Source organism: Comamonas squillarum (assembly GCF_025309455.1).
Classification (GTDB): Bacteria; Pseudomonadota; Gammaproteobacteria; order Burkholderiales; family Burkholderiaceae_C; genus Comamonas; species Comamonas squillarum.
The window spans coordinates 2817425-2843619 of the sequence record NZ_CP104377.1 but is presented as its reverse complement, the minus strand read 5'-3'; the positions used below and the strand labels follow the sequence as shown (position 1 = coordinate 2843619).

General features: G+C 62.8%; 25 protein-coding genes. 24 read left to right on the top strand and 1 reads right to left on the bottom strand.

What is annotated here, in order from left to right; all coding sequences use genetic code 11:
- The first annotated feature begins 50 nt into the window (after positions 1-50).
- The 5 genes from N4T19_RS13125 to N4T19_RS13105 all read left to right on the top strand — a co-directional run bounded on the left by N4T19_RS13125 (position 51) and on the right by N4T19_RS13105 (position 6711).
- On the top strand, positions 51-1082 hold the full coding sequence (locus N4T19_RS13125) for a M48 family metallopeptidase (RefSeq protein ID WP_260718250.1): 1032 nt from the start codon (positions 51-53) through the stop codon (positions 1080-1082).
- A gap of 39 nt (positions 1083-1121) precedes the next feature.
- Positions 1122-1553: a rhodanese-like domain-containing protein gene (locus N4T19_RS13120; protein WP_116926345.1), complete on the top strand. Its 432-nt coding sequence runs from the start codon at positions 1122-1124 to the stop codon at positions 1551-1553.
- A 100-nt stretch (positions 1554-1653) separates the two neighbouring features.
- Entirely contained in the window at positions 1654-2481 is an 828-nt protein-coding gene (locus N4T19_RS13115) for an ABC transporter permease (RefSeq protein ID WP_232539454.1), read from the top strand.
- Positions 2471-3856 (top strand): ABC transporter ATP-binding protein, encoded by a 1386-nt coding sequence (locus N4T19_RS13110; RefSeq protein ID WP_260718249.1) that lies wholly within the window; start codon positions 2471-2473, stop codon positions 3854-3856. The genes N4T19_RS13115 and N4T19_RS13110 overlap by 11 nt, the downstream gene beginning before the upstream one ends.
- 5 nt (positions 3857-3861) lie before the next feature.
- A complete protein-coding gene (locus tag N4T19_RS13105; protein WP_260718248.1) occupies positions 3862-6711 on the top strand; it encodes a class I SAM-dependent methyltransferase in 2850 nt (949 codons plus the stop codon).
- 73 nt (positions 6712-6784) lie between these two features.
- On the opposite strand, the gene lysM is transcribed toward N4T19_RS13105, so the two are convergent.
- Positions 6785-7249 (bottom strand): peptidoglycan-binding protein LysM, encoded by a 465-nt coding sequence (gene lysM, locus N4T19_RS13100; protein WP_116926348.1) that lies wholly within the window; start codon positions 7247-7249, stop codon positions 6785-6787.
- Positions 7250-7425: 176 nt separating this feature from the next.
- Between lysM and N4T19_RS13095 the strand changes: the two genes are divergently transcribed.
- The 19 genes from N4T19_RS13095 (at position 7426) to N4T19_RS13005 (ending at position 26185) form a co-directional block, all read left to right on the top strand.
- On the top strand, positions 7426-8199 hold the full coding sequence (locus tag N4T19_RS13095) for a type III pantothenate kinase (RefSeq protein WP_116926407.1): 774 nt from the start codon (positions 7426-7428) through the stop codon (positions 8197-8199).
- A 117-nt stretch (positions 8200-8316) separates the two neighbouring features.
- Positions 8317-9372 carry a dTDP-glucose 4,6-dehydratase gene (rfbB, locus tag N4T19_RS13090; RefSeq protein WP_260718247.1) on the top strand — a complete coding sequence of 352 codons (1056 nt, stop codon included), beginning with the start codon at positions 8317-8319 and terminating at the stop codon, positions 9370-9372.
- Between the two features lie 58 nt (positions 9373-9430).
- A complete protein-coding gene (rfbD, locus tag N4T19_RS13085) occupies positions 9431-10324 on the top strand; it encodes a dTDP-4-dehydrorhamnose reductase (RefSeq protein ID WP_182343701.1) in 894 nt (297 codons plus the stop codon).
- 2 nt (positions 10325-10326) lie between these two features.
- Positions 10327-11217 (top strand): glucose-1-phosphate thymidylyltransferase RfbA, encoded by an 891-nt coding sequence (rfbA, locus tag N4T19_RS13080; protein ID WP_182343699.1) that lies wholly within the window; start codon positions 10327-10329, stop codon positions 11215-11217.
- Between the two features lie 4 nt (positions 11218-11221).
- A complete protein-coding gene (gene rfbC, locus N4T19_RS13075) occupies positions 11222-11770 on the top strand; it encodes a dTDP-4-dehydrorhamnose 3,5-epimerase (protein WP_116926352.1) in 549 nt (182 codons plus the stop codon).
- A 109-nt stretch (positions 11771-11879) separates the two neighbouring features.
- Complete coding sequence (gene gspE, locus N4T19_RS13070) at positions 11880-13616, top strand: type II secretion system ATPase GspE (protein WP_116926353.1); 1737 nt, start codon at positions 11880-11882, stop codon at positions 13614-13616.
- Positions 13609-14883, top strand: coding sequence for a type II secretion system F family protein (locus N4T19_RS13065; protein WP_260718246.1), 1275 nt, complete (start codon positions 13609-13611; stop codon positions 14881-14883). The genes gspE and N4T19_RS13065 overlap by 8 nt, the downstream gene beginning before the upstream one ends.
- A gap of 27 nt (positions 14884-14910) precedes the next feature.
- The gene (gspG, locus tag N4T19_RS13060) at positions 14911-15342 is read left to right on the top strand and encodes a type II secretion system major pseudopilin GspG (protein WP_021028973.1); all 432 of its coding nucleotides are present in this window, start codon (positions 14911-14913) and stop codon (positions 15340-15342) included.
- Between the two features lie 82 nt (positions 15343-15424).
- Positions 15425-15880 carry a GspH/FimT family pseudopilin gene (locus tag N4T19_RS13055; RefSeq protein WP_116926355.1) on the top strand — a complete coding sequence of 152 codons (456 nt, stop codon included), beginning with the start codon at positions 15425-15427 and terminating at the stop codon, positions 15878-15880.
- Entirely contained in the window at positions 15877-16317 is a 441-nt protein-coding gene (locus tag N4T19_RS13050; protein ID WP_021028971.1) for a type IV pilus modification PilV family protein, read from the top strand. Before N4T19_RS13055 ends, N4T19_RS13050 begins: the two co-directional genes overlap by 4 nt.
- Positions 16314-17036: a prepilin-type N-terminal cleavage/methylation domain-containing protein gene (locus tag N4T19_RS13045; RefSeq protein WP_260718245.1), complete on the top strand. Its 723-nt coding sequence runs from the start codon at positions 16314-16316 to the stop codon at positions 17034-17036. Before N4T19_RS13050 ends, N4T19_RS13045 begins: the two co-directional genes overlap by 4 nt.
- A 5-nt stretch (positions 17037-17041) precedes the next feature.
- A complete protein-coding gene (locus tag N4T19_RS13040) occupies positions 17042-17905 on the top strand; it encodes a type II secretion system minor pseudopilin (RefSeq protein ID WP_243419348.1) in 864 nt (287 codons plus the stop codon).
- 18 nt (positions 17906-17923) lie between these two features.
- The gene (locus N4T19_RS13035) at positions 17924-19285 is read left to right on the top strand and encodes a PilN domain-containing protein (RefSeq protein WP_116926357.1); all 1362 of its coding nucleotides are present in this window, start codon (positions 17924-17926) and stop codon (positions 19283-19285) included.
- Positions 19282-19848: a type II secretion system protein GspM gene (gene gspM, locus N4T19_RS13030; RefSeq protein WP_116926358.1), complete on the top strand. Its 567-nt coding sequence runs from the start codon at positions 19282-19284 to the stop codon at positions 19846-19848. Before N4T19_RS13035 ends, gspM begins: the two co-directional genes overlap by 4 nt.
- Positions 19845-20486 (top strand): hypothetical protein, encoded by a 642-nt coding sequence (locus N4T19_RS13025; RefSeq protein ID WP_116926359.1) that lies wholly within the window; start codon positions 19845-19847, stop codon positions 20484-20486. Before gspM ends, N4T19_RS13025 begins: the two co-directional genes overlap by 4 nt.
- A gap of 43 nt (positions 20487-20529) precedes the next feature.
- A complete protein-coding gene (gene gspD / locus N4T19_RS13020) occupies positions 20530-22977 on the top strand; it encodes a type II secretion system secretin GspD (RefSeq protein ID WP_260718244.1) in 2448 nt (815 codons plus the stop codon).
- A 26-nt stretch (positions 22978-23003) separates the two neighbouring features.
- Complete coding sequence (locus tag N4T19_RS13015; protein WP_260718243.1) at positions 23004-23420, top strand: hypothetical protein; 417 nt, start codon at positions 23004-23006, stop codon at positions 23418-23420.
- Between the two features lie 178 nt (positions 23421-23598).
- Complete coding sequence (locus N4T19_RS13010; RefSeq protein ID WP_260718242.1) at positions 23599-25125, top strand: cell surface protein; 1527 nt, start codon at positions 23599-23601, stop codon at positions 25123-25125.
- A 178-nt stretch (positions 25126-25303) separates the two neighbouring features.
- Positions 25304-26185: a peptidylprolyl isomerase gene (locus N4T19_RS13005; protein ID WP_260718241.1), complete on the top strand. Its 882-nt coding sequence runs from the start codon at positions 25304-25306 to the stop codon at positions 26183-26185.
- Positions 26186-26195 lie beyond the last annotated feature (10 nt).

Here is a 26195-nt window from a genome sequence, read left to right as displayed (position 1 = left end):
CGCTGAGCGTGTCTTGTTGACCTACTGCTGCCGCAGAGCGGGGAGCTGCCATGGTTGATGTCCGCCGCCTGGTGCAGATGGCGCTGGATCTGTGGGAGCGCAGCGAGCCGACTGCCGCTGAGCGGCCATCACCACCTGCTCCTGCGGCTGTGGCGGTCGCTGATGCCCAGCCTGTGCTGGCGCCCGCGCCTGCTGCCGCAGCGCCTCCAGCGCCTGTGCCTGTGCCTGTGCCTGTGCCTGTGCCTGTGCCTGTGCCTGTGCCGGTCGCCGCCAGGCCAACAGCCCCTGCCGCCCCCGCAGCGCCGGCCTCCTTGCAGGCCCATCCTGTGGCCAACCGCAGCATTCTGTTGCAGGGCCAGCGGGTGGCCTACTTGCTCGAGCGTGCCAAGCGGCGCAGTATTGGGTTTGTGGTCAGTGAGGACGGCCTGGTGGTGCGCGCGCCGCGCTGGGTGACGCAGCCGGGCATTGACGAGGCGCTGCAGGACAAGGCCGGCTGGATCGTGCGTAAGATCGCCGAGATGCAGCAGCGCCGCGCCAGCAGCCTGAGCGCCAGCATCCGCTGGGAAGATGGCGCGAGCCTGCCCTTTCTGGGCCAGCCGCTGCAGCTGGTGGTCGACAGCGAGCAGCGCGTGGCGCGCTCCGGGGCGGTCTGGCGGGTCGAGGAAGAGGCGCCGGACTCACCCTCGCGCCTCTATCTGGCGCTGCCGCCCAGTGCGGGGCGCACACAGATTCGCGATCTGGTGCAGGCCTGGTTCATCCAGAGCGCGCGCCAGCATTTTTTGGCGCGGCTGGCGCATTTTGCGCCGCTGCTGGGCGTGCACTACACCAGCTTGCGCCTCTCGAGTGCCGAGACGCGCTGGGGCAGTGCCAAGTCCGATGGCTCGATCCGGCTGAACTGGCGGCTGATGCACTATGCGCCGGCCGTGATCGACTATGTGGTGGCCCATGAGCTGGCGCATTTGCGGGTGATGGACCACAGCCCCCGCTTTTGGGATACCGTGGCCGAGGTGGTGCCTGACCACCGCGCACTGCGCCAGCAGCTGAAGGATATGCCGGCCCCGCCCTGGGACCGGGCAGCATAGCGGGGCTGGGTCTAACCGCTATTTTTGGAAGAGGTGTCTATGAGCTTGACCGCAGAACAGCAGACCATTGCGCCTGGCAATGGCTATGCCGGTGATATTGGTGCCCGCCTGGCCTGGCACTGGGTGCAAAACCAGCAGGCCGTGCTGGTTGACGTGCGCACCGATGCCGAACGCGCCTGGGTGGGACAGGTGCCTGGGGCCGTTGCCATTGCCTGGAAGCAATGGCCGGACATGGCGATGAACCCGGATTTTGATGCCCAGCTGCTGGCCCTGGCCCAGCGCGCGCCCGGCGCCAAGATCGTGCTGCTGTGCCGCAGTGGCGTGCGCTCGGTGGCAGCGGCGCAGCGCGCCAGCCAACTGGGGCTGGAGGCCTACAACATCCTGCAGGGCTTTGAGGGCGATGCCAATGCCCAGGGGCAACGCGGCCAACTCGGTGGCTGGCGTTACCAGGGTTTGCCCTGGTCCCAGTGACATTTGTAATCGTCGCTGCTTGTAACCAGCTGCCTGGGAGGCAGTCAGGATAGCGCCGAGCCTGTAAACTTGGCCGCCTCATGATGGATGGAGTGACACATTGACGGTCGGTGTAGGCAGCGCGGCCTCTGCGCGCGCATTGGTGGGTAGCGTGCGTGCGCACTGGCCACTGGTGGTCAAGATGACGCGCCGGGAAGTGAGTGAGCGCTTCAAGGGATCGCTTGGCGGGTGGCTGTGGGCCGTGCTGATACCGCTGTGCATGCTGGTCATCTACACCTTTGTGTTCTCGGTGGTGTTCAAGGCGCGCTGGGGCGAGGGGCCTGAGTCCAAGACCCAGTTTGCGATGGTGCTGTTCGCCGGCTTGATCGTCTACGGGCTTTTCTCGGATGTGCTCAACCGCGCGCCGCACCTGGTGCTGGCCAATGTGAACTACGTCAAGCGCGTGGTGTTTCCGCTGGAGATTTTGGTGGTCGTGGCCGTGTGCTCGGCCTTGTTCCAGGCGCTGGCCAGTCTGGTGGTGCTGCTGGTGGCGCTGCTGGTGCTGAACGGCAAGATCCCGCTCACGGCCGTGCTGCTGCCGCTGGTCTGGGCGCCTTTGGTCTTGCTCAGTGTCGGCGTGGGCTGGTTTTTTGCGTCGCTGGGCGTGTTTGCCCGCGATCTCAAGCAGATCACCGGGGTGATGACGACCATGCTGATGTTTATCTCGCCAATTTTCTTCCCCGTGCATGCGCTGCCTGCGAGCTTTCAGACCGCGATGTGGCTCAATCCGCTGACTTTTTTCATTGAACAGACACGCGCCGTGCTGATCTGGGGCCGCATGCCGGACTGGACCGGCTGGGCTATCAGCATGCTGGCCTGCAGCCTGGTCGCCTGGCTGGGCTTTGCCTGGTTCCAGAAGACGCGCAAGGGATTTGCCGATGTCCTCTGAAGCTATCGCGCTGGACGTGCAGGGCCTGGGCAAGTGCTTCCATATCTATGACGCGCCCGGCGACCGCTTGAAGCAGTTTGTGATGCCCCGCCTCTCGCGCCTCCTGGGGCGCGAGCCCAAGCCTTATCACCGCGAGTTCTGGGCGCTGCGCGGGCTGGACCTGCAGGTGGCCAAGGGTGAGACCATTGGCATCATCGGCCGCAATGGCTCGGGCAAGTCCACGTTCTTGCAGATGGTCTGCGGCACCTTGGCGCCCAGTTGCGGCGCGGTCACCACCCATGGCCGGATCGCCGCGCTGCTGGAGCTGGGCGCAGGCTTCAACCCCGAGTTCTCGGGCCGGGACAATGTGGCGATGAATGCGGCGCTGCTGGGGCTGAGCGATGCGCAGATCACCGAGCGCTTTGACTCGATTGCCGCCTTTGCCGATATTGGCGAGTTCATCGACCAGCCGGTCAAGACCTATTCGAGCGGCATGTATGTGCGGCTGGCCTTTGCGGTGATTGCCCATGTGGACGCCGATATTTTGGTGGTCGATGAGGCGCTGGCCGTAGGCGATGCGGTGTTCACCCAGAAGTGCATGCGCTTTTTGCGCAGCTTCATGGAGCGCGGCACCTTGCTCTTTGTCAGCCACGATACGGCCGCCATCAAGAGCCTGTGCGACCGCGTGGTCTGGATCGACAAGGGCCAGGTGATGCAGATCGGCCCGACCAAGGAGGTCTGCGACCGCTATATGCAGGCATGCTATGAGGCCGAGCAGGGCAGTGGCCCGGCTGCTGCGGCGGCGCCGGCGGCACCCGTCTTCGATGCCGGTCTGCCCTGGCATGACCAGCGGCGCGACTTCTTCCGCGCCGAGCCGCTGCGCAACGATATCGAAGTGTTTCGCTTCAACCCCGAGGCGCCATCGTTTGGCCTGGGTGGCGCGCGCATTACCGGCGCCTGGCTGATGGATACGCAGCAGCGCCCCCTGCATTGGGTGGTGGGGGGCGAGCCTGTGGTCTTGCGCATCCAGGCACAGTGCCACCAGCCTCTGGCCTCGCCCATCGTCGGCTTTGTGGTCAAGGACCGCACTGGCCAGGCCGTGTTTGGTGACAACAGCTATTTGAGCTACTTGGGTCAGCCCGTGGCCTGTGCCGACGGCCAGGTCCTGCAGGCAGAGTTCAGTTTTGACATGCCCCGCATGCCGGTGGGCAATTACGCGATCGACGTCGCACTCGCTGATGGCTCGCAGCACGACCACGTACAGCAGCACTGGATCCAGGATGCGCTGCACTTCAAGTCCGAGTCCACGAACATGGCCACTGGACTGCTGGGCATTCCGATGCGGTCCATCGTGCTGCAGGCTGGCCAGGCGCAACAGGAAACCTCTTCCCCATGAATCGTATGACAGACCTCCCGGGGCAAACGCGCGCCAGCGATGGCTGGTTGCTGCCCGCCGCCTTGATGGAGCCCTACCATCTGACCCATCCCGCGCCCTGGGCGGGGCATATTCCGTTTGCCGCCTGGCTGATGGCGGTGGCACAGCCGCGCAGCCTGGTCGAGTTGGGCGCTTATTCGGGCATCTCCTACCTGGCTTTTTGCCAGGCGATTGCGGAGCAGGGGCTGATGACGCGCACCTACGCGGTCGACACCTGGGAGGGCGATGCCCATGCGGGCGCCTACGGTGAGGGCATTTTGGCCAGCCTGCGCCAGGCCCATGACCCGCACTACACCCAGTTCTCGACCCTGATGCGCATGCGTTTTGACGAGGCCTTGCCCAGTTTTGCCGATGGCAGTGTGGATGTGCTGCATATCGACGGCCTGCATACCTATGAGGCGGTGCGCCATGATTTCGAGACCTGGCTGCCCAAGCTGAGCGAGCGTGGCGTGGTGCTGTTCCACGACAGCAATGTGCACCGCGATGACTTTGGCGTGCACCAGCTCTGGGCGGAGCTGGAGGGGCGCTACCCCAGCCTGCATTTTCCGCACAGCAATGGCCTGGGCGTGTTGCTGGTGGGCGCGCAGCAGCCTGCATTGCTGCGCAGCCTCTGTGATCGCAGTGATGCAGCCTTTCAGCGCGAAGTCTGCCGCGTGTTTGCGGCGCTGGGCGCGCGCCTGGAAGCCAAGGCTGAGATGATGGCGCTGCAGCATGCGCTGGGCGACCAGCGCGAGCAGATACAGTCCTTGGAAGCGGCTGGCCAGCAGCGCCACAGCTGGATCGAAAAGCTCGATGCGGATATCCGCAGCCTGGAGCTGGAGCGCGAGCAGCTGCGGGGCCATCTGGAGGGCACCCAGGCCCAGGCCCAGCAAAGCCAGAATGCGTTGGAGCAGGCACAGGCCCAGGCCCAATGGCTGACGGCTCAGTGGGAGACCCGCCAACAGCAACAAGATATCAAGTTCTTGGCGCTGCAGCAAGAGGCCGCGCAAAAGCAGTGGCAGATCGAGCAGCAGGCCCAGCAGATGCAGGCGCTGGCGCGCAAGCTCTCGCCCATGTGGCAGATCACTGATTTGCTGCGCAAAGGCAAGCGCGTGGTCTTCCGGCTCAAGCAAAAGCTGGCGCCCTATGAGCCCGCTGGCCTGCGCCGGCTGCGCCATGCGCTGCGCCGCAAGATGCGCCAGGCCCGGGGCGCGCCGGGGTCGGCGGTAGCCTTGCTGCCTGGCAACAACCGGCACTACGGCATTTTGGCCACGGCGCACACGCAGTTTGTTGCGCATGCGCTGGCCCAGGTGCTGCGCAAGGCCGGCTTTGAAGTGAGCCTGCTGCAGGATGTGCCGGCCGAGGGCTTTGGTCTGGATATGTACATCGTGGTCTGCCCGCAGATGTTCAAACAGCTGCCGCCCGGTGAGAAGCGCATCGTCTTTCAGATGGAGCAAAGCGTCAGCCCGCGTTGGTTCACTGATGACTACCTGGCGATCTTGGAAAACTCGCTGTCCGCCTGGGACTATGCACCAGCCAACCTGGCCTTTTTGGAGACCAAGGGCATCCGCTATCCGCACACCTTCCTGGTGCCCATTGGTGGCGTGGCCGCGTATTCGCAGCTGTTGCAGGACTGCGGCGAGCCTGCATTGTCGCCCGTCGAGCCGAACTGCGATGTGCTGTTCTACGGCGATGTGAATGCGCCGCGGCGCCAGGAGATGCTGCAGGCCTTGCAGCGCCAGTTCTCGGTGCGCATCGAGGGCAACCTGTTTGGCGATGCCTTGCGCCAGGCCGTGCGCCAGGCGCGGGTGGTTGTCAATATCCACTACTACGAAGGCGCCTTGCTTGAGACCACCCGGGTATACGAATGTCTGAGCCTGGGCACGCCCGTGGTGACCGAGAGCAGTGCCGATATCCACCAGCATGCGGCCTTGCTGGACAACCCCGCGCTGCGGGTAACGCCGGTGGGCGACGCCCAGGCGATGGTGCAGGCCGTGCAGGAGATGCTGGAGCAGCAGGTGCACTCGCCGGCTCAGCTGCAGCAAGGGCTGGCGGATGAGGTGGTGCGCAGCGGCCAGCAGTTTGAATTCATGGTGCTGCGCGCTCTTTATGCGCTGGGCCGCATCGATGCGGCGCAGTGGGAGGCGCTGACGATGCCGCAGCCGCTGCCCGGCCGCTGCATGGTGCTGAGCATGCCTGAGACCGTGCGCCGCCGCGCCCATTTCATCGAGCAGACCTTGCCGGGTCTGCAGTCCGAGGTGGCGGTGTTCGATGGCGTGCGCTACAGCCCCGGCTGGCTGGGCTGCGCGATGAGCTACCAGTACCTGGCGCGCAAGGCCTTGCAGACCGGGGCGACGCAGCTGGAGATCATGGAAGACGATGTCGAGATGCCGCCCGACTATGCCCAGCGCCGCGCCCGCGTCGATAGCTGGCTGGCTGCCCATGACGGTCAGTGGGATATCTTTGCCGGTCTGATCGCCAAGATCCACCCGGGCACCCAGGTGCTGGAGGTGCAGGAGCGGGACGGTGAGACCTTTGTGGTGCTCGACCGCATGACCAGCATGGTGCACAACATCTACGCGCAGCCCGCGCTCGAAGCGCTGGCGCAGTGGAATTCCTCCATCCGCGACCCGCATACCAACACCATCGACAGCTACCTGCAGGGCCGCGCCCAGATGCGGGTGGTCACCACCTTGCCGTTTTTGGTGGCTCACACCACCGACATGGACTCCTCGCTCTGGGGCATCAACAACCACGAGTACCTGGCGGTCATCTACAAGGCCGAGCAGGATCTGCGCCAGCTGGTCGAGCGCTTTCAGCAGGCGCAGGCCCGCTAACCCGCGAGCCTGGACGAAAAAAATCCCGCACCGGCCAGTCCGGTTGCGGGATTTTTTGATGGACGGGGCTGGATTACAGCGCTGGAATGCGCAGCTTCTGGCCGGGGTAGATCTTGTTGGGGTCGCTCAGCATGGGCTTGTTGGCTTCGAAGATCGTCATGTACTTGTTGGCATCGCCATACATCTTCTTGGAGATACCCGACAGCGTGTCACCCGAGACCACGTCGTAGTACTTGGCTTCTGGCTCAGGGTTGGTAACGGTCATCTGGTTGTCGACATCGCTGACGCTCGAGACATTGCCGCAGCACAGCGTGACTTTTTCCTTCGCCGCCTGGGTGGGGGCCACACCGGTCACGGTGACCTTGCCGGCATCAAAGGCGACCTTCACATCAGACACGCCCAGGTTCTGGGTGCCAATGTATTTTTCGATGGCAGCGCCTGCCGTCGCGTTCAGGTCTTGCGGTGCCGTAGCGGCAGCCGCTTCCTTGCCGCCGAACAATTTCTCACCGGCTTCCTTGATAAAGCTGAACAGTCCCATGGTGACTCCTAGAGGGTTGGTTACAGGAACTGTCCAATATATAGGTATTTGCGAACGCGATGAAGTCAGACGGTGCCGCTTGAAAAAAATTCACAGTGGTGCCGGGAAGACGCGGGATCCCGGGGATGTTGCACGGGCAACAAGGCGGGCGAGCAAAAAGGCCGATAATGCCGCCCATGCATTTTCTGGCCATCGACGTAGGGAACACGCGCCTCAAGTGGGCGATGTATGACGCAGCTCAACCGGGCGCCGCCGTGCTGGCCCATGGCGTGGAGTTCTTGGACAACATCGAGCGCCTGGCCGAAGGCAGCTGGGCCGAGCTGCCCGAGCCCCAGCACATGCTCGGCTGTGTGGTGGCCGGCGACGTGGTGCGCCGCCGGGTGCAGACGCAGATGGACATTTGGGACCTGGCGCCTAACTGGGTGGTGTCGTCCAATGCGGAGGCGGGCCTGACCAATGGCTATGACCACCCCAGCCGCCTGGGCACGGACCGCTGGGTGGCGATGGTGGGCGCCTGGCACCATGTGCTGGCCCAGGGGCGCCAGCGCCCGGTGGTGGTGGTCATGGTGGGTACGGCGGTCACTGTCGAAGCCATCGATGCCGATGGCAAGTTTCTGGGCGGTTTGATCTTGCCGGGCCACGGCATCATGCTCAAGGCGCTGGAGTCGGGCACCGCTGGCCTGCATGTGCCGACCGGCGAGGTGCGGCCATTTCCCACCAACACCAGCGATGCACTGACCAGCGGCGGCACCTATGCCATTGCCGGTGCGGTCGAGCGCATGGTGCAGCATGTGATGGCCCACTGCGGCCAGGAGCCCGCCTGCGTGATGACAGGCGGCGCCGGCTGGAAGATGATGCCCAGCATGACGCGGCCCTTTGAGCTGGTCGAAAACCTGATTTTTGACGGCCTGCTGCATATTGCCCACAGCCGCTTTGGCGCCAAGGGCTGACGCAGACCTGCGCCACATGCGCTTACAGACATAGCCCTCTATTGCCAGCGGGCTGCTGGTGCAGCAGAAGGGCAATGCGATAATGGACGGTTATTTGTTGAACTACCTGTACTGACCATGATTCTCGTCACCGGAGGCGCCGGCTTTATCGGCTCGAATTTTGTGTTGGACTGGCTGGCGGGTTCGGATGAACCGGTGGTCAATCTCGACAAGTTGACCTACGCGGGCAATCTGCACAACCTAGAAAGCCTGCAGGGCGACAGCCGCCACCATTTTGTGCACGGCGATATCGGCGACCGCGCGCTGCTCGACCGCCTGCTGGCCGAGCACCAGCCGCGCGCCATCGTGCACTTTGCCGCCGAAAGCCATGTGGACCGCTCGATCCACGGCCCCGAGGATTTCATCCAGACCAATGTGGTGGGTACCCTGCGCCTGCTGGAGGCCGCCCGTGCCTACTGGAGTGGCCTGGAAGGCGAGCGCAAGACCGGTTTCCGCTTTCTGCACGTATCGACCGATGAGGTCTACGGCAGCCTGGAAAAGGACGACCCGGCCTTCACAGAAACCCATAACTTCGAGCCCAACAGCCCCTACAGCGCAAGCAAGGCGGCCAGCGACCATCTGGTGCGTGCCTGGTTCCACACCTATGGCTTGCCGGTGCTGACCACCAACTGCTCGAACAACTACGGCCCCTACCACTTCCCCGAGAAGCTGATCCCTTTGATGATCGTCAACGCGCTGGCGGGCAAGAACCTGCCCGTGTATGGCGACGGCATGCAGATCCGCGACTGGCTCTATGTCAAGGACCACTGCAGCGCCATCCGCCGCGTGCTGGAGGCGGGCCGTCTGGGCGAGACCTACAACGTGGGCGGCTGGAACGAGATGCCCAATATCGAGATCGTCCAGCATGTCTGCCGCCTGCTTGACGCCCAGCGCCCGCGTGCCGATGGCCAGTCTTACGCCGAGCAGATCATCTATGTAAAGGACCGCCCCGGCCATGACCGCCGCTATGCGATCGATGCGCGCAAGCTGGAGAAGGAACTGGGCTGGAAGCCGGCTGAAACCTTTGACAGCGGCATCCGCAAGACCGTGCAGTGGTACCTGGACCACCAGGATTGGGTGGCCCAGGTGCAGTCGGGTGACTACAAGGACTGGGTCAGCAAGCAGTACGCCTGATGGCGGTTGTGGGCGGGCCAGGCATCTGTATGCCGGGACCGCCTGACAGGACGATGCGATGAAAATACTGTTGTTGGGCAAGAATGGCCAGGTCGGATGGGAGCTGCAGCGCAGCCTGCTGCCGCTGGGCGAGGTGATTGCGCTGGACCGCGCCAGCACCCCGCTGTGCGGCGACCTGCTGCGCCCCGAGGCACTGGCCGAAACCGTGCGTGCGCTGGCCCCCGATGTGATCGTCAATGCCGCTGCCTACACCGCAGTGGACAAGGCCGAGAGTGAGCCCGAGGCTGCGCGCACCATCAATGCCCAGGCCGTGGGCGTGCTGGCGCGCGAGGCCCAGGCGCTGGGCGCCTGGCTGGTGCACTACAGCACCGACTATGTCTTCGATGGCGGCGGCGACCTGCCCTGGCGCGAGGACCAGGCCACCGGCCCGCTGTCGGTCTACGGGCAGACCAAGCTCGAAGGCGAGCAGCAGATTGCGGCCAGCGGTGCCAATCATTTGATTTTTCGCACCAGCTGGGTCTATGCCGCGCGGGGCGGCAACTTCGCCAAGACCATGCTGCGCCTGGCGCAGGAGCGCGACAAGCTGGCCGTCATCGACGACCAGTGGGGTGCGCCCACCGGTGCTGACCTGATCGCCGATGTGACCGCGCATGCGCTGCGCACCGCCATGGCATCGGGTGACGGCCTGAGCGGCATCTACCACTTGGTGGCCGGTGGCGAAACCACCTGGAACCGCTATGCCCGCTTTGTGCTGGAGACGGCGCGCAAGATCAACCCGGCGCTGAATCTGACCGCGCAGGAGGTGCAGGCGGTCGACACCTCGGCCTTCCCAACACCGGCGCGCCGCCCCCACAATTCCCGTTTGAACACCCACAAATTGCAGCAGCGCTTTGTGCTGGATTTGCCTGACTGGCAGACCGGCGTGCAGCGCATGCTGCAGGAGATTCTCTGAACATGACAGTGCAAGCACGCAAAGGCATCATCTTGGCGGGCGGCTCCGGCACCCGCCTGCACCCGGCCACCCTGGCGGTCAGCAAGCAGCTGCTGCCGGTGTACGACAAGCCGATGATCTATTACCCACTGACCACCTTGATGCTGGCGGGGATCAAGGAGATCCTGATCATCAGCACGCCGCAGGACACGCCGCGCTTTGAGCAGCTGCTGGGCGATGGCAGCCAGTGGGGCATTCACCTGGAATACGCGGTGCAACCCAGCCCCGATGGGCTGGCGCAGGCCTTTTTGATTGGTGAGAGCTTCCTGGCCGGTGCGCCGAGCGCGCTGGTGCTGGGCGACAACATCTTCTACGGCCATGATTTCCACAAGCTGCTGGCCAGCGCGATGCAGCGCGACGCGGGCGCCAGTGTCTTTGCCTACCATGTGACCGACCCCGAGCGCTATGGCGTGGCCGACTTTGACAAGCAGGGCAAGGTGCTGTCGCTGGAAGAAAAGCCGGCCAAGCCCAAGAGCAACTATGCGGTGACCGGCCTGTATTTCTACGACAGCCAGGTGGTGGATCTGGCCAAGAGCCTCCAGCCCTCACCACGCGGCGAGCTGGAGATCACCGATTTGAACCGCCTCTACCTGGAGCAGGGCCAGCTGAGCGTTGAGATCATGGGCCGGGGCTATGCCTGGCTCGATACCGGCACGCATGACAGTCTCTTGGATGCGGGCCAGTTCATCGCCACGCTGGAAAGCCGCCAGGGCCTGAAGATTGCCTGCCCGGAAGAGATTGCCTGGCGCAGCGGCTATATCGGCGACGCGCAACTGGCCGCGCTGGCCAAGCCGTTGTCCAAGAACGGTTACGGCCAGTACCTGCAGCGCCTGCTGCACGAGCCCAAGGAGTAAAGGCATGCAAGCCATCGACACGGCGCTGCCCGACGTCAAGATCATCGAGCCCAAGGTGTTTGGCGACACGCGCGGCTTTTTCTTTGAAAGCTTCAACCAGAAGGCCTTTGATGCGGCGGTGGGCCAGCACTATGACTTTGTGCAGGACAACCACAGCAAGAGCAGCCGCGGTGTGCTGCGCGGCCTGCACTACCAGCTGGAACAGGCCCAGGGCAAGCTGGTGCGGGTGGTGCAGGGCCGGGTGCTGGATGTGGCCGTTGACATCCGCAAAAGCTCACCCAGCTTTGGCCAATGGGTGGCCGTCGAGCTGAGCGAGGACAACCAACGCCAGCTGTGGGTGCCGCCGGGCTTTGCCCATGGCTTTGTGGTGTTCAGCGAGACGGCAGAGTTCCTCTACAAAACAACGGACTACTACGCGCCGGCCCACGAGCGCTGCATTATCTGGAATGATGCGCAATTGTCGATCGACTGGCAGTTGAACGGTCTGGAGCCGCAGCTGTCGTCCAAGGACCAGCAGGGCAAGGCCTTTGCCGAGGCCGATGTTTTTGCCTGAGTTTGCTTTTCCTACCAAATGTCTCCCATGCCTGGCGCCTACACTGGGTGCCCTATAGGCTAAGGGGATAGATACCACGCCTGCCATAGGCATTTGAGACCATAGACGCATGAGCACCAGCACCATTGACGATTTCAGCGATGCAGCCCTGGCCACACAGCCCGGGCGCCGCCCTTTGCTGGGCGAGATGCTGGTGCAGGCGGGCAAGCTGTCGCCACGCGATCTGGAGCGTGCACTGCAGGCGCAGCAGGAGATGGGCAGCCTCATCGGCCAGGTGCTGGTGCAGCTGGGCCTGGTCTCCGAGCTGGACCTGATGCACACGCTGGCAACCCAGCTGCAGATTCCTTTCACCTTGGGCACCGATTTCCCCGCCGAGGCGATCAGCGTGCCGGGCCTGATGCCCGAGTTCCAGCATTCGCAGCATGTCTTCCCCTTGCAGTTGCAGGATGGCGTGCTGGATGTGGCGATGGCCTCGCCCCAGGACCCGTTCGTCATCAAGGCGCTGCAGATGTCGACCGGGCTACAGATTCGCCCGCACCTGGCGCTGCAGGCCGATATTGAAAAGGCGCTGCAGGAGCCCGAGCCCGAAGCCGAAGAGGACGACGGCGATGACATGTTTGGCGATGGCTCCGATGTGGGCGACTTTGTCGAGCATCTGAAGGACCTGGCGAGCGAGGCACCCGTCATTCGCCTGGTCAACAGCATCATCGGCAAGGTGACCGATCTGCGCGCCTCCGATATCCACCTGGAGCCTTTTGACGATGGCCTGCATGTGCGCTACCGGGTCGATGGCGTGATCCACCCCGGTGAGCTGGTGCCGCCGCGGCTGTCGGCGGCTGTCGGCTCGCGCGTCAAGCTGATGGCGCATCTGGACATTGCCGAGCGCCGCCTGCCGCAGGACGGCCGCATCAAGACCCGCGTCAAGGGCCGCGAGCTCGACCTGCGTGTCTCCACCGTGCCTACCGTGCATGGCGAGAGCATCGTGATGCGGGTGCTGGACCGCGCCAGCGTGCGGCTGCAGCTCGAAACCATGGGCTTTGCCAAGGACACGCTGTCCAAGTTCAACGACCTGCTGGCGCGCCCGCACGGCATTTTGCTGGTGACCGGGCCGACCGGCTCGGGCAAGACCACCACCTTGTATGCGGCGCTGTCCAAGATTGATGCGCTCGAGAACAAGATCATCACCGTGGAAGACCCGGTCGAGTACCAGCTCGAAGGGATCAACCAAATCCAGGTGCATGCCCAGATCAACCTGACCTTTGCCAATGCGCTGCGCTCCATCCTGCGGCAAGACCCGGACATCATCATGATCGGTGAAATGCGTGATGGCGAAACCGCGCAGATCGCGGTGCAGTCGGCGCTGACGGGTCACTTGGTGCTGTCGACCTTGCACACCAACACCGCCGCCGGTGCCATCACCCGTATGCAGGACATGGGGGTGGAGAGCTACCTGATCACCTCCTCGGTCAATGGGGTGCTGGCCCAGCGCCTGGTGCGTACCTTGTGCGGCAATTGCAAAGAGGCCTACGAGCCGGGCGAAGAGGTGCGCAAGCGCTCCGGCCTGGCGCGCTTCAGCGAAGTAGGCCAAGTGATTTACCGCGCCGTGGGCTGCAATGCCTGCCGCCAGACCGGCTACAAGGGCCGTACCGGCATCCACGAGCTGTTTGTGCTCGACGAGCCGATGCGCAATGCGATCAATGCGGGCAAGGACTCGAACGAGCTGTTCAACCTGGCGGCCAAGTCCGGCATGCTGAGCCTGCACGAGGACGGCCTGCGCAAGGTGGCCGCCGGCATGACCACGTTGGACGAAGTCGCCCGCGTCACCCAGGACCAGATCGATGGCTGATTTTGCCTGGCATGCGATCAATTCCGCGGGCGAGCAGGTTCGCGGCACTTTCCAAGCGCCCAATGCCGCTGCGGTGCAAAAGCACCTGCGCGCGCAAAAGCTCACGCCGGTGCGCATTGTCGATGCGGTGGACGCTGCCGCGCTGATGCCAGCGGGCGCCAAGGCCGCAGGGGCCAAGCCGGCGGCTGCCAGCGCCATTGGCAAGGCCAAGGCGCCCAAGTCGCAAAAGGGCCCGGCCAAGGCCGCCGATGTGCTGGCGATGACCTCGGAGCTGTCGATCATGCTCAAGGCCGGCCTGGCGCTGGATAACGCGTTGCGCGTGCTGATCGACATGGCCTTCAAGGACAGCATGCGCGAGCTGCTGACCGGCGTGCTAGAAGCCGTCAAGGGCGGGGTGCCGCTGTCCAAGGCGCTGATGGTGCACCAGGAGCTGTTTGGCGATTTCTACATCAACATGGTGCGCTCTGGCGAGGCCAGCGGCCAGATGTCGGCCGTGCTGCAGCGCCTGGTGGAGCATCTGGAGCGCCAGCGCGCGCTCAAGGAAAGCGTGGTCTCGGCCACCATCTACCCGATGATCCTGGTGGCCGTGGCCATTCTGTCGCTGATCGCGATGCTGGGCTTTGTGGTGCCGCAGTTCGAGAAACTGTTCACCGACATGGGCGATGCACTGCCCACGCCGACCAAGATCGTGATGACCATCGGCCAGGTGTTCCGCAAGAACGGTTGGTTGGTATTGCTGGGTGGCGCCGCCGTGGTCTATGTGATGCGCAGCTGGCTGCGTTCGCCCAAGGGCCGGTTGTGGTGGCAGGGCGTGTTGCTGCGCATGCCAATTCTGGGGCGCCTGGCGCTCAAGTACCAGTTGACCTTGTATTCGCGCTCGCTGGGCACCTTGCTGGGCAATGGTGTGCCCTTGCTCACCGCGCTGCATATCGCGACTGATACGGTCAGCAACCGCCTGATCCAGGCCGAGTTGGCCAAGATTCCGCCCATCGTCAAAGAGGGCGGCAAGATGGTGCAGGCGATGAACACCACGACGGTGTTCGAGCCGCTGGCCGTGAACCTGGTGCGCGTCGGTGAAGAGACCGGCCGCCTGGGCTCGATGATGCTGGAGCTGTCGAATATTTTGAACCGCGAGGTGGAAACCGGCATCAAACGCGCCCTGACCATGATCGAGCCAGTGCTGATCCTGGTGCTGGGCATCATGATTGCTTCCATCATTGTGTCTATCTTGATGGGCATTCTGTCCGTCAACGATCTGGCTGCTTAATTTTTAATACTGCAAGGAGAGCCCGCCATGAAGGCCTTTTTCACCCAAAAGACGCCACGCAAGAGCCGTGGTTTTACGCTGATCGAACTGCTGGTGGTGCTGGCCATTCTGACGCTGCTGGCTGGCCTGGTGGGCCCCAAGGTGCTGAGCCAATTGGGCGGCGCCAAATCCAAGACCGCCGGCGTGCAGATTGCCGACTTGCAAAAGGCGCTGGATATTTTCAAGCTCGATACCGGCCGCTACCCGACCACCGAAGAAGGTCTGGACGCGCTGGCCAAGCAGCCGGGCAACGTGCGCGGCTGGAACGGCCCTTATCTGTCGGGTGGCGTGCCCAATGACCCTTGGAACAACCCCTACCGTTACAGCTACAACGGCGGCCGGGTAGACATCCTGTCGCTGGGCGCTGATGGCCAGCCCGGAGGCGAAGGCGAAGCCGCCGACGTGCGCAACGCCCAGTAAACCGGCATCTGCCACTTTTCCGGTCTGACCAGGAATCCCCGTGCCGACTGCCTTGCCATGGCTGCGCCGACACCCACGCGCTATGCAGCGCCCAGCAGCCCATCAAGGCTTTACCTTGATCGAGCTGATGGTGGTGTTCGCCATCATGGCCCTGGTGGTGGCGATGGCGCCGGTCGCCTATGACCGGCTGAAGGACGGGGTGCAGTACCGCGACACCGTGCGCACGATGATCAGCCAGCTGCGCTCGGCCCGGTATACCGCCGTCTCGCAAGGCGAGCCGGTGCGCTTTACCGTGGACCTGCAGACGAGGCACTATGGCTATGCGGGCGCGGAAAAGGAGATTCCCGAGACCGTCGATCTGCGCACCACGGTCGCAGACCGCGAGTTTGTGCCCAACAGCTCGGCCTCGATTGTGTTCCTGGCCTCGGGGGGCTCCACGGGCGGCAGCGTGGAGATTCTGCGCAAAAATGGCGCCGGCACGCGTTTGCGGGTGGACTGGCTCTCGGGCCGCGTCACGCAGGAGCCCTTGTTCCAATGAGGGCGCTGTCGTCTCTGTCCCTGCGGCCGCGCCAGCAGCAAGGCATGACCTTGCTGGAGATTTTGGTGGCGCTGTCCATCATGGCAATCTCGCTGGGCATGATCTACCGCGCCACGGGCAGCAATGCGCGCAGCGTCGGCGATCTCGACCGCTACCAGTACGCGGTGCAACTGGCGCAGTCCATCATGGACTCGCGCGACTCGGTCTACGAAAGCGGCTGGAACGAATCGGGCCAGAGCAATGGCTACCAGTGGAGCGTGCAAAGCGCGCCATTCAAGACCGGCGTGGACGAGAGCCCGAACATCCCCGTGTTGCACGAGGTCCACATCAGCGTGCACTGGGCCGAGGGCGAGCGCGCGCGTGTATTTGAGCTCACGACCTTGCGTGCGCAGCGCCGGCCGCCCGACCCGGCCGAGAATGTGGTGCCACCAGGATGAGCCGCATTCTCCCGTATTTCTTTGCGCGCCGCTTGCATGGCCTGCGCCGTCCAGCCTCTGGCTTCACGCTGGTGGAGATGCTGGTGGCCATGTCCTTGCTGTCACTGATCGTGCTGGGCTTGGCCGGCGCCATGGGCACCATGGGCCGGACGGAGACCAGCATCGACAACCGGCTCGAGCGCATGGACGAGTCGCGCGCCAGCACCGATTTTTTGCGCGCCGTACTGGGCCGCATCTCCGCCAAACGGGTGCAGGGGCTGCAGCAGCAAGGCATGCTCAGTGCTACGCCCTCGGCGTTTTTCTTTGAAGGCGCAGGCCAGTCGATGACCTGGGTGGGGGTGATGCCGGCACGTTACGGCGTAGGTGGCCGCTACCATTTCCGGCTGGCGATGGGCAGCTACGACGGCGCGCCGGCCGTCATTCTGAGCTACCTGCCCTGGATCGACCAGCAGACCCTGCCCGACTGGGGCGGAGCGCAGACCTATCCGCTGCTGCAGCATGCAACAGGGCTGTCTTTCCAGTACCTGGATGGGGCCATTGACCCGCCGCAATGGGGCAGCGACTGGGGCGCGGTGGACCGGCTGCCGCAGGCGGTGCAGGTGGTGATGTCCACCGAATCCATGGTGCTGGCACCGGTGGTGGTGCAGTTGCGCGTGATGCCCGCGGGGGATCCTCGAGGTGGTGGTGGCGGCGCGAGCCTGGGAGGCTCGAACGGATGATGCGCTTGCAGGTACAACGCCGCACGGCCACAGCACCCTTCCAGCAGGGGATGGCCTTGATCGCCGTGCTTTGGCTGGTTGCGGCATTGAGCCTGATGGTCACTGGCGTCAGTGGTGTGGTGCGCCAGGAAGCCAAGATGGTGGGTATTGCCAAGGACAAGGTGACCGCGCAGGCGGTGGGCGATGCGGCTGTGGTCATGGTGCTGCAGCAGCTGTCGGCCGACCGCACGATCTTGCAGGAGACCACCGAAACCTCGGTCAACTACCAGGGCGCGCAGGTGGCGGTCAGTGTGATGCCGCTCAATGGCCTGATCAATATCAATGGCGCATCGCTGCCGCTGTTGACGGCCCTGATGAGCGTCGGTGGCGGACTGCCCGAATCTGCAGCCCAGGAACTCGCCGTGGCGGTGCTCGATCGCCGCGAGCGCGCGTCGCTCGATGGCCGCCGCCCTGAGCGTTTTGAGGCGATAGAAGACCTGATGCAGGTGCCCGGAATCGATTACGACCTCTATGCTAGACTCGCGCCCTTGATCACCGCGTCCACCACCGGCTCGGGAGGTGCCACGGTCAATCCGCTGGCAGCGCCTCCCCAGGTGCTGCGGGTGCTGGCCAATGGGGACGAGGGTATTGCCGCCCGCATTGCCGCATCGCGTGGATCTGGCCAGACCGGTCTGGATACGACGGGCCTGGACGCCAACCTGGCGCGACCCGGCGGGGCGCAACGCCGTTACCGGATAACCGCCCAGGTACCGATGGCCGATGGCCGTATTTTTCTCGTAGATCGCAGTGTGTACTTTGGGGCCAGAACGCGCGACGGCCTGCCCTGGTACACGTTTGAGGCGCGCCAGATGCTGCAGCCAGCATCCTGATCGAAGCAAAGAACCCTTATGGCAATTTCAACTGAATCGCGCTTTTTTGGGCTGGATCTGAACCAGCTCAAGGCCGATGTTTTAAAGACATGGCGCAGGGCGCCGCAGTGGCCGCCGCTGTCATGGTTGCGGCCCGAGCAGATGCTGCGCCTGGTGCCTGCCGAAGGCGCTCCCACCGTGGTATGGGAGAGCGGCCAGCCAGTGGCCAAGCCCGGGCGGGAGCCTGCGTTTTGGGCGGTGGAGCTGCCCGAGCACATGGTGCTGCGCAAGACGGTGGCGCTGCCAGCCTTGGATCCCCAGGATTGCGCCAGCGCTGCCGAGCTGGAAGTGCAGGCGATCAGCCCCTTTGCCGCAGACGACCTGCTCTGGGGTTACACCGAGCTGAGCCGCAGCAGCAAGGCGGTCAAATTGCTGGTGGTGCTGGCCTCCAGAACCCAGACCGAGCCCTATCTGCAGGCCCGGGTTGCCGAGCAGTTGCACCTGCAAACGCTCAAGGGGCAGACCAAGGCCGAATCCTTGGAGCAGCCCGAGGTATGGGTGTTTGCTCCGGAGCGCAACCCGGTGGTGTTCCAGGGCTTTGGTGAACACGCCCGTTACGCCTGGGGCCGCAAGCGGCTGTGGTGGAATGTGAGTGGCGTTGCGCTCGCCTTGCTGCTGCTCGCTGCGATTGCAGGCACCCCTACGGCGCAGCTGCGCCTGCGCGCGATCGAGGCAACCCATGCCTATGAGGGCATGGCCGCCAAGACCGCCGATGTGGTGGCCAAACGCGAATCGCTGATCCAGAGTGCCGACAAGGTCGCCGGGCTGTCGGAGTTGCTGGCTGAGCGCATTGATGGGGTCCAGGTGCTCAGCATGCTGACCAAGGTGCTGCCCGATGATACGGCGCTGCAATCGGCCCGCATCCAGGGCAGCAAGGTGACGATCTCTGGCTTGACCGAGAATGCCTCGGCCTTGATGCAGAAGCTGAGCAACCAGGATGGCGTCAAGGACGTGCGTGCGCCCAGCGCTGCCACGCGCATGGGTGGCGGTAATAAAGAGAGCTTCACCATCGAGTTGGGGCTGGATGCCAAGGTCTTTGGTCCCAAGACGGTGCTGGAAGCGGAGGCTGCGGCCAAGCAAGAGCCTGTGCAGCCCGCTGCTGCTGCGCCAGCTGCAGAGGGCGGGTCGCCTGCAGCGCCAGCACCCACGTCACCGGCTGCGACCGCCCCAGGCGCGCCTGCTGCCTCTCCCGGTACGGATACCAGGGTGCAGCCTAAGGCCAGTGTCGGCGGCGGCAAGTCTGGCCCGACCCTGGGGGGTACCAAGTCGGGCCCCAGTCTGGGGGGAAGCAAACCTTCGTCTCCCCCTCCTGCTGCCGAGCAAGGAGGGAAAAATCCATGATCGCGAACCGTCCAAATCGTAAAGAGCTGCTGATTCTAGTGGCCACCGCATTGCTGGTGCTGCTGCCCTTGGTGGCGCTGGGCAGCTATGTCGTCAGCAAGCATCTGTGGGCGCAGGCGCGCCTGTCGGAGTTCGAGCCCCGTTATGCACGGCTGCGAGGTCTTGACCTGCAGCGTGAGGAAATTGACCAGTCGCTCGAGCGCGCCTTGCAGATCCGCGCTGACTATATTTACCCAGGCAGCCAGGATGTGGCCCAGACCGGCAATGCGGTGCAGCAGAAGGTGCGCAGCCTGTTGACCACGGCAGGGTTGACGGTGGTCAGCAGCCAGGTGCTGCCTGCCAAGGAAGAAAAGGGCTTTGACCGTATCCCCTTGTCGGTGCGGGCCGAAGGGGATCTGCTGGCCGTGGACAGTGCACTGGCGGTATTGAACGAGCAGTTGCCGGTGATGCTGCTGGCCGATGTGGAAGTCAGAAACCAGGGGACCCTGCAGGTGATGAATGAGAAGCTGGCGCCGCGGCTGACTCTCCAGATGACCTTGAGCGTTTTGAGGGAGCGTCCATGAAGCGCCATACAAGTGCCATTTTGGTAGCGGCCAATATTGTGTTGGTGTTGGTGCTGGCCTGGATGTGGTTCTCACCCAGTGGCGGGATCAAGAATGTCCACTGGACGGTACCCAGAGGACAAAAGGCCAATCTCGATGGTGTCATCCCTCGTCTGGGCAAGGCGCAGCCGATGGACCATAGCCAGTTTCTGGCCATGTTGGATCGCCCCCTGTTTTCTTTGAGCCGGCGGCCCCCGCCACCACCCCCTGTGGCGGCCGCCGAGGCGCCTCCTCCTCCGCCTGATTACCTGGCCGATGCCGTGCTCAGTGGCGTCTACATCGGCGAGGATGGCAAGAGCGGCGGCATCATCATCAAGTTCCAGGGTAAGGACAAGTCGCTGCCGCTGCGTGGCACGCTGGACGGTTGGACCTTGAGCTCGGTCGCTGATAACCGGGTGTATTTCACCCGCGATGGCGTGACCAAGGAAATTGCCTTGCAAAAGGGCAAGCTGCAGCAGGGCTATACGCCTGCCGCCGAGCCCGCTGTGCCGCAAAGGGCGATGCCCGCGCAGATCGGGCAGCCGCCCACTGGCGCCGATTCCCCAACACCCCGTCGCCGTGCGAGCATCGGCGGCACTTCCGCTGCCCAGCGCCCTTGAGCGCGGCAATCCCTACATATAGATAGATCCTAGGGTTAGAACCATGAAGTCTCCCGTATTTTTCAAGACTGCACTGGTGGTCGCACTGGGCCAGATGGGCATGCTGCTGCCGCTCCATGCGCAAACCGCTGCGCCGCAGCCGTCTGCCCCGCCTGCAGCACAAGCAGGTGCTCAGCTGCCGGTACTGCAAGCGCCCAATATCATGATCAGCCCCAAGAAGGGCGGAGATGAGGAGGAGTCGACCGAGCCGCGCGTGATGCGTGGCACGGACAAACTGCTCAATATCGACAAGTCCGCTCCCGTTGCCGCCGGCGCACCCGTCAGCTTCCGCTTTGAGGAAGCACCAGTGGCCGAGGTGGTTCGCACCGTACTGGGCGATATCCTCAAGATCGACTATGTGATGCACCCGCCGCTGCAGGGCACGGTGACCTTGACGACACCGAAGCCGATAGACCCGGACAAGGCAGTCTTCCTGCTGGAGGCGGCGCTGCAGGCCAACGGCCTGGCGATGGTGCGCGATGCCCGCGGCACCTACCAGGTGGGCAAGCCCGAGGTACTGCGCAGCCTGGTGGGCAATGTGCGCATGGCCGGGGCTCCCGGCAGCATGGCGCCCGGCTACGGCGTGATCGTGGTGCCGCTGCAATACATTGGCGCCACGGAGATGTCCAATATCCTCAAGCCCATCATCCCGGCAGAGGCCCTCATCAAGGTGGATACCGTGCGCAATGTGCTGATCATGCAAGGCACGCGGACCCAGTCCGAAGGCTGGATGGAGATGGTCAAGACCTTTGATGTGGACCTGCTCAAGGGCATGTCGGTGGGCATCTATCCGCTCAAGCACGCCTCGATTGAAGAAGTCAGTGCGGCGCTGCAAATGGTCAATGGCGGCGGTGGCCAGGCAGCGCAGGGCCAAGGCGCTGCCGGGTCTGCAGGCATTGCGGGTGGCCCTGCGAGCGCTGCCGCTGCGCGCCGCCCCGGCCAGGCGACTGGCGCCGCTGCCAGTGGGGGAGGCAATAACCAGCTGAGCGGCAATGCGGCCGCCGCTGCCGCACTGCTGACCTCGCTGGGCGATTCCAACCCGCTGTTTGGTGCGCTGCGCGTGCTGCCCATCCCGCGCCTCAATGCGCTGATGGTGATCACGCCGCGTGCCTCCTATCTGGACGAAGCCGAACGCTGGATTCGTCGCCTGGATGTGCCAGGTTACGGCGGCAGCGAGCCCGAGCTCTATGTCTACCGCGTGCAAAACGGCAATGCCAAGTACCTGGCGCAGGTGCTCAATGGCATCTTTGGTGGCCAGCAGGGTGCTAGCGGCAATATGACTTCTGGGGTTGCGCCAGGTCTGAACGGCATCAATAACAATAACAACAACAACCGTATCGGCGGCTTCAACAACTTTGGCAGCACCTCCGGTTTTTCTTCTGGATTCGGCAATAGCGGCAATGCCAACCGATTTGGCAATACCGGAAACGCCCAGCAACAAGGCGGTACACCGACCATCACGGCCACCGCGATTGGCGATATCCGTGTAGTGGCCGATGAATTCAACAACACCATCCTGGTCTGGGCCACCGGCTCGCAGTTCCGCAAGATTGAGGCATCGCTCAAGCGCTTGGATGTGGCGCCTATCCAGGTGCTGATAGAGGCCAGCATCATTGAGGTGACGCTCAATGACAATCTGCAGTACGGTGTGGAGTGGTTGTTCCGCAACAGCGGGTTTGGCGGCGGTGGCCGCGATTACTCCGGGCTCGGTAGCCTGGGTCGCCTAGGCGCTACCGACTCCACGGGGGGGGTTGCCGCCACGGCGGGGACCTTTACCTATTCCCTCTTCAGCGGCGACAACATTGCAGCCCGTTTGAGCGCGGTGGCGGGCAAGGGGCAGGTGAAGATGTTGTCCAGCCCCTCCGTGATGGTGATGGACAACCACCCAGCCTCCATCTCGGTTGGTGAGCAGATTCCGGTCAAGGTCAATAGCTACATCACCTCAAACAGCTATGTGTCGGACAGCTACCAGCTCAAGGACACCGGTGTGATCTTGAATGTGACGCCGTCCGTGAACTCCGGCAATATGGTGAGCCTGCAGATCGACCAGTCTGTCATTGACAGTGCTGGCATTGATGCCGCATCCCAACAGACCAAGTTCTCCAACCGCCAACTGACCAGCAAGCTGGCCGTGCGCTCCGGGGAGTCGATCGTGATGGGCGGCTTGATCAGAGACCGGAATGAAAACTCCGATTCGGGCGTGCCCTTGCTCAAGGACATTCCGATCATCGGTAAAGCCTTTAGTACCACTACCAAGAATGTCGCTCGGACGGAACTTTTGCTGGTCATGACGCCTCGTGTGGTACGTACCGATGTGGATGTCCGTGAGGTCAGCGAAGAGCTGCGTGACCGCCTGCGTGGCTTGAACGACGACGACCTGTTGATACGTGCCAACAATGCTCCCGCCCCTGCATCCCGTGTTGCCCCTGTGCAGCCTGCGCAGGCACAGTAATGAACTCTGTTGTAAAGATATTGAAAATGACCTCTAACGTGATGATTCAGTCTGCGAAAGTTTTGTTTGCAATCGGAGCCGCCGCGGCCGTAGTGGGCTGTGCGAGCTTGCAGCCTGCAACGCCTGAAGAGGTTGTCGCCAAAAACGCGTTGGCTTTTACCAACGCCCGGATCCAAGGCGACCATGCGGCCGCCTATGCCTATACCAATGCGGCATACCAAAAGGCGCGCACGCTGGAGCAATACAAGAAGGCCTTTCCCGGCACTTTTGCGCAATCCGCCGAGATCCATGATGTCAAGTGCGACGCGGAAAAGTGCGATGTGGGTGTCGATTTGAAGGTCAAACCGCCGCTGATCGGGAAAAATCTGGGTACCATTGATATGTATTCGAAGCAAACTTGGTTGCTCGAAGACGGTCAGTGGCGACTCTATCTGGAGCCCTGAGCCCATTGCCAAGCTCAGTGGGCCGCCTGGAATGCGGTGATTGTTGTAAATACTCAACAGGCACTGCAAAAAAACAGGGCGCTTGCTTTGCAAACCGCGGAAGCGCTATGCTATTATTTCTTAGCGTAAACAATCGTGGTAGTTGCGCTGACTAACTTTTTTTAACTGGAGTGTGTTTATGAAGAAAAATGTTCTGGCTCTGAGCATTGCTGCCATGATTGGCGGTTTTGCTGGTGCTGCTTCCGCTCAAACTTTCACTGCCCCATCGGCAACCAAGTTCGAGCAGTCCGAAGGCGGCGTGGGTCACATTTTGGTGGTTCCTTACTTCACCACGCAAAATGACAACATGTCCGTGTTCCACGTGGTGAACACCGACACCGTGAACGGCAAGGCTCTGAAGGTTCGTTTCCGTGGCGCTGCCAACTCTGACGATATCTTGGACTTTACCGTGTTCCTGTCGCCTTACGACGTGTGGACCGGTTCGGTGCAAGCTGATGCCAATGGTTCGTACTTCATGACGGCTGACAACAGCTGCACGTACCCCAACATCCACGGTCAAAAGGTCAGCTTCGTGCAAGACCGTCTGGCTGATGGCTGGACCGCCGAAAAGCGTGTGAACAACACGAAGGAAGGCTACGTCGAAATCCTGAACATGGCTGACGTGACCCCAGGTTCCGATCTGTTCAAGACCATCAAGCACGCTGCTAACGGCGCGCCTGCTTGCGCTGACACTGTGCTGGAGCGTACTCTGGCGATCAACCCAACGACCGAAACGGCTGCTGTAGGCCTGGGTTACAACACGCCTACCGGCCAACTGACCGGCGACTGGTACATCCTGAACGTGGCCCAAACCACCACGTTCTCCGGTGCTGCTACCGCTATCAAGGCTGTGGACGACGCAGGTGCAAACGCTCGCGGCAAGTTCGTGGCATTCCCACAGGACAACGCTGCAACCGGCGTTGCTGTTGGTGACTACACCGCCGATCCGCTGTTCAAGGCTGGCGCTAACATCCGTTTCGCTGACGGCAACCAAGTGAATACTCCGCTGGTGGCCGCAGTGAACTACGACTTCCCAGACCTGTCGACCCCTTACCTGACCACGACCGCTACCCCTGAAGCTCAAGCTTCGCTGCTGACGCAAGCTGTGGCCAACAATGGTGTGTCGAACCAGTTCGCTACCGATACCCTGATCCAAGCGAAGACCGACTGGGTTCTGTCGATGCCTACCCGTCGTTACAGCGTTGGCGCTAACTACGCTGAAGCTACCAACTCCGGCAAGTACCGCGTGTTCAACACTGGTGTGGTCGCTGTTGACAACACCACCAACTTCTTCGATGCAGCTTCCACCTCGGTGGACGCTGATGGCAACATCTGCGTGAACACCACCAGCAACGTGTTCTACGACCGTGAAGAATCTTCCGTTCGTAACGGCGCTGTGATCTCCCCCGGCACTGCCAAGGTGATCCGTCTGTGCGGTGAAGTGAACGTGCTGGCATTCAAGGACACCGGTACCTCCGTGCTGGGCGCTTCGGTGGCTCGTCAGACCGCTGCTGTTGCGTACGAAAACGGCTGGGGCCAAGTGAACTACACCCGTGCTCTGCCAGTGGTGGGTTCCTCGTTCATCAAGCTGACCAACTCCGGTGGCGCAGCTAACGGCTTCAGCGGTACCTACGGTATCACCTGGCCACACCGTTTCTCCAAGTAATTCACGCTTTGGCCGCAAGGCCTTAGTTTGAAGTACTGAGAGAATCAGCCAAAGGGCAGAGAGCAATCTCTGCCCTTTTTACATTTTTGGAATATTTGTCCCATCCAGAGCACAGCGAGATCCAGCTTGATTTGTTATGCTGCTTCTTTTGCCAGTAGGACTGTGAATGCGTAACCGTATGTTTTTTGCCCCTGTGGGCATCGTGTTGAGTGTGTTGGCCCTGGCGGCCTCGGCGGCCTCCAACGACAGCCCCGTGCTGGTATCGGGCGTGCCAGGCGCTGAGGTAAAGGTGGTTGACATCCAGGCGGAAGCACAGCGCTTGCCAGCAGAGATGCGTGATTCATTTTTGGCCAACAAGGATGGCGTGCAGCAGATGGTGCATGCCCTCTTTGTCCGCCGTGCCATGGCAGCCCATGCGCGCTCTGTGGGTGTGGCAGATGACCCCCAGGTGGCCGCCGCCGCGCGCATCGCTGCAGACAAGGTGATCTCGGATGCCTATCTGGCTAAATTCAATGCCCAACACGCGCCTGATCCGAAGTTGATCGAGGCGCAGATCAAGGCGCACTACGCTGCTAACAAGGACAGCATGGCGACGCCTGAAGAAGTGCATCTGGCACATATCCTGGTCAAGGGCAAGACGGATGCAGCCAAGCAAAAGGCAGAGAAGCTGCTGGCCGAAGCGAAGGCTGGCGCAGATTTTGCGCAGCTGGCCAAGGACAACTCTGAAGACCCTGGCAGCGCTGCACGTGGCGGTGATCTGGGGTTCATCGCCCGTGGCCGGATGGTGCCCGAGTTTGAGAAGGCCGGCTTTGCGCTGAGCAAGCCCGGCGAGTTCGCTCCTGTGGTGGAGAGCCAGTTTGGCTACCATGTGATCAAGTTCATCGAGCGCAAGCCCGCGGTGCAGAAGACCTTTGAAGAAGCGCGCCCTGAACTGGAGAAGCAATTCACGCAAAAGGCCTTGCAGGCTGCGCGCGAGGCCGAAGTCGAGAAGGTCACCAGCAAGGCCAAGTTTGATGAAAAAGCCTTGGAAGCGTTCTTGGCGCAATATAAGGCAAAATAATCGCTAGTCA